The organism is Paenibacillus sp. ICGEB2008 (genome assembly GCF_000307675.1).
Classification (GTDB): Bacteria; Bacillota; Bacilli; order Paenibacillales; family Paenibacillaceae; genus Paenibacillus; species Paenibacillus polymyxa.
In genome coordinates, this window is sequence record NZ_AMQU01000002.1 from 70,624 (window position 1) to 83,579 (window position 12,956).

The following is a 12,956-nucleotide window of genomic DNA, read 5'->3' on the forward strand; positions in this document are numbered from 1 at the left end:
ATCAAGTGGATCGTTAATCATCAAACATAACGGAATGAACGAGGGGATGAACATCATGGCGGAAAACAGAGAGATAGCTAAAGAAGTGATCGAGGCGATCGGTGGAAAGGAAAATATCGCTTCGTTTGCTCACTGTGCAACGCGCCTGCGCATTATGGTGCATGATAAAGAGAAAATTGATCAGAAAAAGGTTGAGGAGATCGACAAGGTTAAGGGGGCTTTCTTCAATTCAGGTCAATATCAAATTATTTTTGGTACAGGAACGGTAAATCGGATTTTTGATGAGGTTGAAAAGCTTGGCGTGACGGGTTCATCTAAAGAAGAGGTGAAGAGTCAGGCGAAAAAGGAGGGCAACGTCTTCCAGCGGTCTATCCGCACCTTTGGCGACGTGTTTGTACCGATTATTCCAGTGCTGGTCGCTACGGGGTTGTTCATGGGACTGCGCGGTTTGCTCACTCAGCCGCAAATTCTCGCATTGCTCGGCATGACGCCGCAGGATATTTCACCTAACTTTTTATTATATACACAGGTATTAACGGATACGGCTTTTGCCTTTCTGCCTGCTTTAGTCGCATGGTCAGCCTTTAGAGTATTCGGCGGCAGTCCGGTGCTGGGTATCGTTCTCGGTCTGATGCTGGTAAACCCAGCTTTGCCTAACGCGTATAGTGTTGCGGACGGCTCAGCCCATCCGTTGACGATGTTCGGTTTTATTCCTGTGGTGGGCTATCAAGGCTCGGTATTACCAGCCTTCTTCGTGGGCTTGATCGGAGCCAAGCTGGAGCGGGCGCTGCGCAAACGGGTGCCTGAAGCACTGGATCTGATTCTCACACCATTTTTAACATTGTTGATTATGATCACTTTGGGACTGTTTGCTATCGGTCCAGTTTTCCATTCACTTGAAGAATGGGTGCTGCACGGAACCATATTTGTACTTGATTTGCCTTTCGGTATTGCAGGGATCGTCATCGGCTTTTTGCATCAGATTATCGTCGTTACAGGTGTGCATCATATATTTAATTTTCTGGAGATTCAACTGCTTGAAAAGAACGGCGTAAATGCCTTCAATGCTATTATTACCTGCGCAATGGCTGCACAGGGAGCTGCCTGTCTGGCAGTTGGTCTGAAAACGAAGGACAGCAAGCTGAAAGCGTTGGCGCTTCCTTCTTCGTTCTCTGCTTTCCTAGGAATTACAGAGCCGGCTATCTTCGGGGTCAACTTGAGATATATGAAGCCTTTTGTCATGGGTCTCATCGGCGGAGCGGTTGGTGGTTTTATTGCTTCGGTCTTGCATTTAGCGGCTACAGGGATGGCGGTTACGGTTATTCCAGGTACGTTGCTCTACATGAACCATCAGCTTCCGTTTTATATTTTGGCGAACTTGGCTGCTATGGCAGTATCCTTTGTCCTGACTTGGATGTTTGGCTTTAACGATAAAATGCTGGACAAAGTCAAAACAGCGGGTTCCTCCAAATAATATCATTCAGTCAGCATCAATATACGCAGATTCATGCGTGTAACTATAAATATAATGGTCGCTTTTACACGGAGCGCTCTTGTCCCTTAATGAAAAAAAGGATAACTAGAGCAGCATTCGATGTGAAGCGGCCATTTTTTTATCTGTGAAATTCTGCTTCAGGCTATCAGATTAGACGATGGAGGAACGTTCATCCAGAAACTCGGACGGGGAACAGCCTGTTAAGCGTTTGAAGATCCGATGAAAATAGGACACATCACTATAGCCCACATACTCCGAAATTTCACGAATCGTTAGCCGCGACTCCGTCAACATGTAGATGGCGGTTTTAATACGTTGCGTATGTACATGCTCGCTGATCGTTTGGCCTGTAACCTCACGCAGCAGTGTCGCGGCATAATTGGGGGTTTTGCGAATGGCATCACCAAGCTCTTCTTTGGTTACCTTTTCCCTGTAGTGATTCTGAATGTACTGTTTCATATGTTCTACATGCCGTTCTTTATCGCGAGGAACGGTACCTTTGTCCCATTCCTGGTTCATATAAATCATGGCTTCGGTCAGCAGACAGTCAGCCATCAGGGCGTAGTAGCTTGGGTGTTCAGTCCATTGATAATACATCGATTTGATCCGTTCATGCAGCAAATCGTAGCATCCGGGCTTGATCCATAACGGCTGGTCTGTATTCAGTATGGGAAGTGTGCTGTTCGTACATGTTTTGCGGCAATGTATCACATACTTGGTATGGAAAAGCGTAGGAATGCTCTTGCCATAGTAATTCAGATGAGCGGGTAAAAGCAGTGCTTCACCCTTGCCCAGAATGATCTTGCTATCGTTCACCCAATATACACATTTGCCAAAGGTGACCAAAATAAATAGCAAGTCATCGTTGTCGGTATTTGCACCAGCCTTTTCATACCAGTCTACGCCATTGTCCTGCCGTATACCCGTCAATGTAATCACAAAACTCACTCTCCAATGTCTTCAACATTCATCATACTGTAATACATCCATCATACTATAGTTCATAGTCTTGGTGAACGGGTACAGGTAGAATAGGACTATATAAGTTTAATGTAGATAGAGAAGCAAAGTGGAGAAGAAGTTATACAGTAAAGACATTCAGGAGGATGACATTACTATGCTTAAAACGAAAATTATTTGTACTATGGGACCTGCCTGCGACTCCATTGATTTGTTAAAAGAAATGATCCAGGCTGGTATGACTGTAGCTCGCTTGAACATGGCTCATGGGGAGCTGGAGGATCATGTTAAACGTATTGAAAATGTGAGACAGGCAGCGAAGGAAATGAATACCTGTATCCCTGTCATGATGGATATTAAAGGACCGGAAATACGGATTGGCAAGCTGAAGGAGGCATCTGTTCTACTGAAGCCAGGCAGCCAGCTTATTCTGACCACGGAAGAGATTTTGGGGGACGAGCATCGTATTTCGGTGAATTACCCAGATATGCCGAAGGATATCAAAGCAGGTGACCGCATTCTCATCGACGACGGTTTGGTTGATCTGACTGTAACCTCCATCGAAGGAACCGAGATGATTTGTAACATCGTAAGCGGCGGTATTTTGAAGCCGAGAAAAGGTGTGAATCTGCCAGGGATTCATACAACTCTTCCAGGCGTAACAGAGCGCGACGTAAAGCACATTCAATTTGGGGTGGAGCAGCGTATCGAGCTTATTGCGGCTTCTTTTGTGCGTAAAGGCGACGATATCCGTGAAATCCGTGAGATTTTGAAGGGACATCATGCCGAGCATGTACAGATTTATTCCAAAATTGAAAATGCCGAAGGTATGGAAAACCTGAATGATATCATCGAAGCTTCGGACGGTATTATGGTAGCTCGTGGCGACTTGGGCGTGGAAGTGCCGATTCAAGACGTGCCTGTGATGCAAAAAGAAATGATCGACAAGTGTAATCTGGTCGGCAAGCCCGTTATCGTTGCTACTCACATGCTGGAGTCCATGCAGGTGAACCCGCGTCCGACGAGAGCTGAAGTTAGTGACGTGTTCAATGCCGTTATGCAGGGAGCTGACGTAGTGATGCTGTCGGGCGAATCTGCTGCAGGTAAATACCCTGTTGAATCCGTACGGACCATGGCTGCGGTAGCTGCCAGTGCAGAATCACAATTGGATTACCAGGAGCAGTTCGATAAGCGCAGAGCACGCCAAAGCACCAACATTACTGAAGTCATTAGTCAGGGTGCGGTGAGTTCGTCTCTGGAGCTGGATGCCAAAGCGATTATTACCTCGACTGCCAGTGGATTCACGGCTCGTATGGTGTCCAAATATCGTCCGAAGGCACCGATCATTGCGGTTACTCCGAATAACACGGTATTCGCTAAAATTTGCCTGTTGTCCGGTGTATTCCCGATTAAAGGGGATAAGGTAGCCACAACGGATGAAATGTTCGAATCTTCCATCCGTAACGCGCTGAATGCAGGATATATCCATAAAGGAGATACTGTAGTCCTGTCAGCAGGTGTCCCTGTCGCTGAGGCAGGCACGACCAATCTGATTCGGGTATATCAAGCGTAAGTTATATCAAATACAGAAAAGGCGCTGATCCTCTATGGGTTCAGCGCCTTTTTGATGTTCGGTCGTGTCCTAGGCTTATAGCCCGAACACACTTTTGGCAACGACTTGTGTCAGTTCTGCCTTATGGGCTTGGTATTGCTCTGGGGTAATGTTCTTATTGGCCAGTCGTTGATCCAACTGCTCCGTCAACTGAGCTACCTGTAGATCAACGATAGCCTGAGCATCCTGATTATGGGTTTGTGCAATATCAGCCAAGGTTTGACCATTATATAACGCATCATATAATTGCTCATCCGAGGATATACCCAGTGCTTTCAACAGATCATCATCCTTGGAAGCTTCATTGTCCTGTACATGCAGGGCTCTCTCTGGAGCCAGTGCAGCAGCATTAGCCCGACTTCCCCAAGTAGATGACTGCCCAATAGATAACGCCAGCAACAGTGTGCAGATGACCAACATTCGTTTTCGATTCATAAGTGTAAATCTCCTTTTGTAGTTCATTAAATTTCTGAGGGGGTGGAACGGTATATGGATATCCAACGGGAGTGATGTTTATGCCTTTAGCCCATCCGGCTTATGTAGTTACCAGATTCTTAAATACATCATACACGCCCAATCTTAGCGCCAGCTTAATACTCGTTTAAAATAAACTAAAAGAGGAGATTGTAAACAGGTAGCGTTAAAAAAATTCGCAGATAACGAAAAAAGAGTGTGATTTACCCTTTGGATGCTGTTTTTTTCTTTGACCAGATTGTTCGTATCCCATGAATACAGAGCAGCAGTAAGGGGAAAAACAACCCAATGGATAGAGAATAGGGAATCCACGTCTTTGTATCATAGGTTTGTTGGTAAGGGACATTAGGATACACGATGATGGACAGGATGACTAATAACATCCCGAGAGGAAGCACCAGTTGCCGATCGCTTTTCAGACAAAAGATTTGGGCTATTGCTGTCACTGTGGTGTGCATATACAGTGTGATTCTAAAAAAAAAGTGAAATAAACCACATTGTAGCCATAATGGCTTCGATGCGCTGTAGAAAGTTGCCAATGCTAATTTTTTTGGCTAACGCATAGCTAGGATATATATTCCTTGCCGTTAAGTCAGGACCAAATACCAAAATTGTCAATGCAACCACCACGACCAGCATCAATCCGCCAATCAGGCTTCCTATGAAAAAAGCTTTACGGGTTTGATCGGAACGATTTATAGAAGAAGGGAAAATCATGAGCAAAATAATATGAGGTATAAATACTGTGCTAAAAAAGGACAGGGCAGCAGGCCAAATCGGCCCTACTCCTGCCTCCAATACAGGTTGGACATTTTCCAGCTTAATGTTGGATACCACTAAACCTACAAAAGAAATATACAGCAGAGTAAATAAAGGAAACAACAGTTCGGCCGAACGAGCCAGGACTTCGAGACCCAGCCGAGCAGCGAATACTATGATAAGTGCAAAAAGAATATTTACCGCTAGAATCGGCGTTTCCGGTATCATTTGAGTAGTCATAAAATTCCCTAAATAAAATAACACCGGTACAGGAGCATTAATGAATAGTAGGGTGAAAAATAGAAAACCTACGGTTTTGCCTAACCATTTTCCGAGTAGGGTTTCCATCATCTCAACCAGGGTCATCTCTGGATAAAGCGCCGCAAGCTTGCTGTACATATACAAGATAAGAAGCCCAGCCCCGACCCCCACGAGCGCGGCAATCCACGCATCTTGTTTGGCTACAAGTGCCATCCCTGAAGGGACGATGAGGATTGCACTTCCGACCGTAAATAAAGCAGATATGATCATGATTTGTCGTGCTGAGATTTTGATTTGTGCGGGCACTTGTTTTTCACCTCCTCTTATTTTATTAGGCCCATATGGATCAGGAAATTGCTGAATGGTCTATAAATGGCTGTTATCCAATCCAGGGGGGTGGGAATGAGCCAGTGTAATACCTTGGCACAACTAATTCCGACCGCAAAAAAGAGTAGGATGAAAAATAACCAAAGCTCTTTTTTAAATCCTTTTTTCCACATGTCGGGGACTTCAATTAAGCTAATTACAGCAGCGACGAGGAATATGCCGATGATTTTTACGATTTGAGATAGCACTTTGCAAAACACCTTCTTTTGTGGAGTGAGGAATTACTCTTTCATATCATTCATAAAGGAGCTACCGATGGTGCCCAAGCGCCGAATCTTGAAATCGACTTTGATCGTTACGGGTAATTCTGTAAAGTGTTCCTCATCCCAGTTTTGTTTCAGTCTGTTCCAAGTCTTCGGGGCAGCGCGATGAATGGCTTCACCGAATCCAAATATGTCCGTTTTGTAGGATTGCTGGGCCTTTCTAACGGCCGACTTCATAATATCTTCTATTTTTTCTTCTTCTTGCTTTTCAATGTCATAAATCGTTCCTACCTTGGTCAAATCGAGGTCAGTACACTCGACTTCTCCCACGTTGGCCTCAACCTGCATTTTAATATGAATCTGGGGCTCTCCCCTATAGGTGCTTCCTTTTACAGTGGTTTGGGTGCGAATGATTTCGGAGACGACTTTGCCGCCTCTGGGGCAAGCAACGTAGCCGACAGAGCTTTGCACTTTGCCAAGGATAAAATTATAGCCCCTACTTTCAGTTTCATCTAACCATCCGATTAGTCGATCTTTTCTGAATACAGCAAGTCCTGAATACTGTAAACGACTGAAAGGAGCGATCTTTTGCACATTATCGCTGGTTTCTCCCATTTCTTTATTGCCAATGATCCGAAGTCCTGTCAACACAGGCTGCTTTCCTTCACTAGTCATAGCTGCAATCAATTCATCCAAGGTTACCGTCGTAGTAGGCGACCAGTTTTTCTGTGATGTTTCCAGGGAAGAAAAAAGGTCATTGGCGGGAATCGGATTTAAAGGCGTCATAATTTTCAACGTATCCTCCGCACTAACGTCCTTGGACACTACAATATAAAAATCAGTGCGGAACTGATGATATCTGGAGAGTAAATCTAAAGATTTTGCCATCCCTTCGGCAGCTAACGACTCACCGATAACACATATGCGCAGGTGAGAAAAATACATTCTCCGGGGGCTAATTGTTGTTATTTTCCGGATCGCTTCAAATATGGTGTCCGCCTCCTCTGTATACAAGGTGGCTGGAGCCCCACCTCCTGCTCCTTTTTTAGCCGATGCTTTGCCAGGGTCCACCACTTGGATAGAGACCCGGAATTGATCTCCTTGCTTATCGATTCCCATACCGACGGCGATGGCAAGCTCATTCAACTCTCTACGATTCCAACAGCCTGTCAGAAGTAAGACGAGTGCAAGAACCAGGAAGAGAAACGCTTTCTTCCGCTTCATGATGATCCACTCCTTTCTGACGGTTTCTCTTTTTTCTATTCCCGTGATTTGCGGGGCGGAGTGCTGTTTCGACGTTTGACATTTTTCTGATCGACTAACCGGGGACGTGACATCATCATCCAGTGAGGGAATCGAAAGATGGTATCTTTGGTGTCTGCCGGTATGAGAGGTGCAAAAGGAGTCATATAGGGAACGCCGAATGAACGAAGGCTGCACATATGCAGGATCAGGGCAATGCCTCCGACGATAATTCCGAACAGCCCAAAGGAAGCGGCAAGCCCCATCAGGGGGAATCGCAGCATACGAAAAGCGATGGACATATTGTAGGCAGGAAGAACAAAGCTGGAAATAGCGGTAATCGATACAACAATAACCATTGCCGCAGATATGATGCCCGCCTCGACAGCAGCTTGTCCAATGACGAGTGTGCCGACGATAGAGACGGCTGCCCCAATGTACTTGGGCATGCGAACGCCAGCTTCCCGCAATATTTCAAATGTCAATTCCATCATGAGTGCTTCAATAAAGGCAGGGAAGGGGACCGCTTCGCGCTGTGCTGCTAGACCGATTAGCAGTGAGGTCGGCAGCATTTCCTGATGAAACGTAGTGATGGCAACATATAAGGACGGACCGAGCAAGGAAATAAAAACTCCGGTATAACGAAGGACACGGATGAAGCTGCTAATGTCTGCACGCTGATAATAGTCCTCCGCCGCATGCAGGAAGGAAACAAATAATGCAGGCACGACAAGCACAAAAGGGGTACCATCCACCAGGATCGCAATTTTTCCCTCCAACAGTTCGGCGGCGATCACGTCTGGGCGTTCTGAATTGTATACTGTCGGAAAGGGGGTGAAGGTTTTGTCTTGGATTAATTCCTCGATATACCCGCTTTCGAGAATGCCGTCTACATCAATGCGATTCAATCGTTCATGTACTTCCTCAACCAATTTAGGGTTCACAATCCCCTTTATATACATGACAGCGACATCGGTCTGGGTTACACGACCGATTTGTTTGGTCTCCAGCCATAGATTCGGATCTTTAATTTTACGTCGAATCAAGGCTGTGTTCGTACGCAATGTCTCAGAAAATCCTTCCCGAGGCCCACGGACGACATTTTCTGAGGCAGGCTCGGTGACCCCCCGATCCTTCCATCCACGTGCGCTGGCCGATATTGCCTGCGTCTCACCCTCAATCAAAATGATTGCATCCCCCGACAACAGCGCGTTATATAAGGCTTCAAAGTCATTAATATCCCGAATGCTGCCGATAGTAAGGGCGTAATCTTTCAACATTTGCATGACATTAGAGGAGGCTTGAATCCGGCATTCCACGTCCTTGGACAAGCTGCTGTCCAGCATCATTGATTCCATAATGAAGTCGGAGACTATATTTTGGTCCACCAAACCGTCGGTATAGAGGATCGCAATGGTCTGGTCACCGTCCTTGCCGATTCGAATTTCTCTTATGACGATGTCGGTGCTGTTGCCGAGCGCTTGTCTGATCTGCTGAAGATTGGTTCCGATATTTGCACTGAGCTGTTCTACGGAATGTTCAGACTTACTCTCGCTTTGCTGAACGGGTGCCTTTCTAAATTTGTTAAGGGGGGTTCTTTTCCGAAAACGCATGCACGTTCTTCCTCTCTTTGAGGATACTTTTTAATCCAGTATGGACGCTGGAGTCTCTTGGTAAACTTATAGCTGTAATTTCGATAGGGGAGAAGCGGGTATAAAAAAACCTCCTTCACAAAAGTGAAAGAGGTTTTAGACCAAACTACATCAAATTACAATTTAGGATTTTTCCCATACTTATTGTCGCCAGGCTGACTGTCTAGGCATGCGAATACAAGCAGTACAATACCACCGAATGGCACAAGAGCAATCAGAATCCACCAACCGCTTTTACCCGTGTCGTGCAGTCTGCGAGCAAGAACTGCCAAGGATGGCAACAGGACAGCCAGAGAGTAGATGAGAGTCAATATTGGAGTTAAGCCCAAAAGACCATCGATCAGACCGACTATAAAACTGGCAATTACACTAAATAGAACAAACATCCAGTATTCTGTACGTCTTGCTCTACCTTGGAATCCTACATAGTTTTTTAATCCATTTAAATACCATTGCATATATTTTCACCTCCTCATAAAATGTAAATATTTGTATTATATTCATCGTAAAACAATTCTTTTTAGATATATCGGCAGGTAACATATAGAATTTTACTTGTCAAATTATAACTTTAAACTAGGAATTAAAGCAACACATTTATTAAGGTTAATAATTAAACGAATAATTCGTAAAAATATAAAATTACATATTGAATTTTCCATATTCATTGAATAATATAGAGATACGATTAACCGCCAGGTTTGAATCGTCCTTCTTAACAAAAGGAGGTTTTATTTTTCATATTGGTTGAAAGCGCTTTAATTCAGAGAGGGGGATGATCAGCATTTAATTTAAGAGTGGAGAAGTTAATACAAACATAATCCTGACCGTCTTATTCATTATTGTTTTATGTTAGCAGGAATGTTCAAAACGAGAGGAGATTGATTTATGAAGCAATTATTTGTTCGTAAAGTAACGGCTGCTTCTCTGGCAGGTGCACTGTTGTTGCCTGCTTCTTTGGTGGGCGCCGAGTCCACACTCAATTCAGATACAGCTGGGATTCAAAGTCTGGAGCAAACCACCCTTCAAGCTCAAGGTCTGGATAACATTTTAAGCCAAAGTAAAAAGGCTGTTTCCTTCAAGGAGACTTCCGTACATGATCCATCCATCCTGAAAGTGAAAGATACATTTTACATTTTTGGTTCACATCTGGCGGCTGCCAAATCCAAAGACCTCATGAATTGGGATACAATTGCGACAGGTGTGGCAAATGGTAATGCATTGATTCCCAACGTCAAAGAGGAATTAAAGGAAGCGCTGGATTGGGCGCAGACAGACACGCTGTGGGCAGCGGATGTTATTCAACTGGCGGATGGCAAGTTTTATATGTACTATAACGCTTGTAAAGGAGACTCCCCGCGTTCAGCTATGGGCCTAGCGGTGGCTGATAAAATTGAAGGACCTTATAAGAATAAAGGAATTTTCCTGAAGTCCGGCATGTGGGATCAACCGAGTGAAGATGGGACGATCTATGACGCAACCAAGCATCCCAATGCCGTAGACCCTGACACTTTCTATGATAAGAACGGCAAGCTGTGGATGGTATATGGCTCCTACTCCGGAGGCATTTTCATTATGCAGATGGATGAAAAAACAGGGAAGCCTTTACCAGGCCAAGGCTACGGGAAAAAACTGACGGGCGGTAACCATGCTCGTATGGAGGGGCCGTACATACAATACAGTCCACAAACGGACTACTATTACTTGTTCCTGTCCTATGGCGGATTGTCAGCGGATGGCGGATATAACTTGCGTGTGGCTCGGTCCAAAACACCGGATGGTCCTTTCTACGATGCTGAAGGCAACGACATGATCAAGGTTAAAGCGAATCCTGACAAACCTCTTTTTGATGACGCTTCCATTGAGCCATACGGCGTCAAGTTAATAGGTAATTACCTAATTCCAAGAGAAATTGGTGATCCGGGAACAGGGCTGGGAACAGGCTATGTGTCGCCCGGACACAACTCGGCTTATTATGATCCCAAGACGAAAAAGCATTTTGTCATTTTTCATTCCCGTTTTCCGGGGAGAGGTGAGCAGTTTGAAGTGCGGGTACATGAAATGTTCATGAACGCTGACGGTTGGCCTGTAGTTGCTCCTTATCGTTATTCAGGAGATGAGGATTCACTGAAAAAGCTGTCAGAGAAGGATGTCATCGGCCAATACTCGTATGTAAATCACGGGAAGGAAATTTCGGCCAATATTAAGCAAGCTGTTACCGTCAATCTGGATCACGGTGGCAAACTGTCTGGCGGAGTGAACGGTACATGGAAGCTGGGGGCAGACAATCAGCTGGAAATTACAGCAGATGGTGCGAAGTACAAAGGGGTATTCCTGCGGCACCGTGATCCAGACACGGGAGCCAAAACCCTTGCTTTTACCGCACTGTCCTCCAAGGGTGTTGCAGTATGGGGTTCGCTAAAGCCTGATCTGAAGGCCAGCAAGATTGTAGCTGCGGTGCAGAAGGATCTGAGTCTAGGCGACACAAGCAACGTTTTTTATGATCTCACGCTACCTACTCAAGCTGCACAAGATACCACGATTTCGTGGGAATCTTCCCGCCCTGAGATTATTTCTGTCACTGGTGAAGTGTACCGTCCAGAAGCCGGTTCCCAGCCTGCAGCAGTTACATTGACGGCGACTATTAAAAAGGACAAAGCTACAGCAAAGAAAAGTTTTAGTGCCATTGTTCCCGAGCAGGCTCAAGGCCCTCAGCTCGCACGTTACTCATGGAGTGAGGATCAAGGAACTTCGGTTGTCGACAGCACATATAATCAACTCGACGGTAAGACCTATGGTGGTGCCACATGGGATAAAGATGGGAAGCTTGGCGGTGCTCTTGCCCTGAACGGCAAGGATGGTTACGTGCAGCTGCCCAACACGGTAACGGATGCGAAGGACTTTACCTTTTCCGCGTGGGTGAACTGGAAGGGCGGAGCCGCTTGGCAACGGATTTTTGACTTCGGCAACGGCCAGGCTCGCCATATGTTCCTCACCCCTTCCCAAGGAAACGGTGTACTCCAGTTTACAATCCATGAAGGTACGGATCAGAGCCTGCTCTCCAAATCATCATTACCTCTAAACCAGTGGACCCATGTGGCGGTTACACTGGAGGGGAATACAGGGAAGCTGTATGTAAATGGTGAAGAAGTAGCTGTAAATGACGGTATTACCTTTAACCCTAATGAGTTGCTGACAAACGAAGCGTATCTCGGTAAAAGCCGCTTTGTCGCTGATGCCTACTTTAACGGCAGCATGGACGAGGTACAGTTATATAACAAAGCGCTGACAGCAGAGGAAATTAAAGCACTAGCGGATTTGTAATTAAAATGAGCAAACAAAGCAGGGGATGGACTTTTTCTCAAGAAGTTCATCTCCTGCGCAACGTTGTGTATATTTATTTCTTGATTACTGGTATAATAGGAAGCAATTGCGGATATAATGTTTTAAGTAGGCGTTAATGACTCACTCTTGTCTAATGGAGACAGCTTGAGGCAGCAATAGATGACATAAGCACTCTGCATAAATTAAATTCTCCAGTGCTTGCGTTTTCAATACACTTATGGTAATATGAGTATATTGAAATTGTGACCTGAGATTCACATATTGTAGAGGGTTATTGTTTTAGGTTGAAATAACCTTGTGCAATATGTGAATTTTTATTTGTAAAAAATAAAGGTCATATAAATATATTTTGGAGGTAATTCCATGCAAACAGGTACAGTTAAATGGTTTAACGCAGAAAAAGGTTTCGGTTTCATCGAAGTTGAAGGTGGAAGCGATGTATTCGTACACTTCTCCGCAATCCAAGGCGAAGGTTTCAAATCTTTGGACGAAGGCCAACGCGTAGAATTCAACGTAGTTGAAGGAAACCGTGGACCACAAGCTGAGAACGTTGTAAAACTGTAATT

The 12,956-nt window shown here is 45.1% G+C and carries 10 protein-coding genes; 4 read left to right on the plus strand and 6 right to left on the minus strand.

Annotated elements, in window-relative coordinates:
* Nucleotides 1–55 precede the first annotated feature (55 nt).
* Nucleotides 56–1,474 (plus strand): sucrose-specific PTS transporter subunit IIBC, encoded by a 1,419-nt coding sequence (locus tag C400_RS0100900; RefSeq protein WP_016820208.1) that lies wholly within the window; start codon nucleotides 56–58, stop codon nucleotides 1,472–1,474.
* 171 nt (nucleotides 1,475–1,645) lie between these two features.
* Here the strand turns inward: C400_RS0100900 and C400_RS0100905 are convergent, their stop codons facing one another.
* Nucleotides 1,646–2,434 carry an AraC family transcriptional regulator gene (locus C400_RS0100905; RefSeq protein ID WP_016820209.1) on the minus strand — a complete coding sequence of 263 codons (789 nt, stop codon included), beginning with the start codon at nucleotides 2,432–2,434 and terminating at the stop codon, nucleotides 1,646–1,648.
* 178 nt (nucleotides 2,435–2,612) lie between these two features.
* On the opposite strand from C400_RS0100905, the gene pyk reads away from it, so the two are divergent.
* Complete coding sequence (gene pyk / locus C400_RS0100910) at nucleotides 2,613–4,028, plus strand: pyruvate kinase (protein ID WP_017425670.1); 1,416 nt, start codon at nucleotides 2,613–2,615, stop codon at nucleotides 4,026–4,028.
* A 75-nt stretch (nucleotides 4,029–4,103) separates the two neighbouring features.
* Here pyk and C400_RS0100915 read toward each other — a convergent pair whose 3' ends face one another.
* The 5 genes from C400_RS0100915 to C400_RS0100940 all read right to left on the minus strand — a co-directional run bounded on the left by C400_RS0100915 (nucleotide 4,104) and on the right by C400_RS0100940 (nucleotide 9,503).
* Nucleotides 4,104–4,502, minus strand: coding sequence for a hypothetical protein (locus tag C400_RS0100915; protein WP_017425671.1), 399 nt, complete (start codon nucleotides 4,500–4,502; stop codon nucleotides 4,104–4,106).
* A gap of 510 nt (nucleotides 4,503–5,012) precedes the next feature.
* Nucleotides 5,013–5,867, minus strand: coding sequence for a GerAB/ArcD/ProY family transporter (locus C400_RS0100920; RefSeq protein WP_017425672.1), 855 nt, complete (start codon nucleotides 5,865–5,867; stop codon nucleotides 5,013–5,015).
* Between the two features lie 302 nt (nucleotides 5,868–6,169).
* Nucleotides 6,170–7,375: a Ger(x)C family spore germination protein gene (locus C400_RS0100930; RefSeq protein ID WP_017425674.1), complete on the minus strand. Its 1,206-nt coding sequence runs from the start codon at nucleotides 7,373–7,375 to the stop codon at nucleotides 6,170–6,172.
* A gap of 35 nt (nucleotides 7,376–7,410) precedes the next feature.
* Nucleotides 7,411–9,006: a spore germination protein gene (locus tag C400_RS0100935; RefSeq protein ID WP_017425675.1), complete on the minus strand. Its 1,596-nt coding sequence runs from the start codon at nucleotides 9,004–9,006 to the stop codon at nucleotides 7,411–7,413.
* A 155-nt stretch (nucleotides 9,007–9,161) separates the two neighbouring features.
* Nucleotides 9,162–9,503 carry a DUF805 domain-containing protein gene (locus C400_RS0100940; protein WP_017425676.1) on the minus strand — a complete coding sequence of 114 codons (342 nt, stop codon included), beginning with the start codon at nucleotides 9,501–9,503 and terminating at the stop codon, nucleotides 9,162–9,164.
* A 430-nt stretch (nucleotides 9,504–9,933) separates the two neighbouring features.
* On the opposite strand from C400_RS0100940, the gene C400_RS0100945 reads away from it, so the two are divergent.
* Nucleotides 9,934–12,369: a LamG-like jellyroll fold domain-containing protein gene (locus C400_RS0100945; RefSeq protein WP_017425677.1), complete on the plus strand. Its 2,436-nt coding sequence runs from the start codon at nucleotides 9,934–9,936 to the stop codon at nucleotides 12,367–12,369.
* 384 nt (nucleotides 12,370–12,753) lie between these two features.
* Nucleotides 12,754–12,954 carry a cold-shock protein gene (locus C400_RS0100950; RefSeq protein WP_007428290.1) on the plus strand — a complete coding sequence of 67 codons (201 nt, stop codon included), beginning with the start codon at nucleotides 12,754–12,756 and terminating at the stop codon, nucleotides 12,952–12,954.
* Nucleotides 12,955–12,956: the final 2 nt, after the last annotated feature.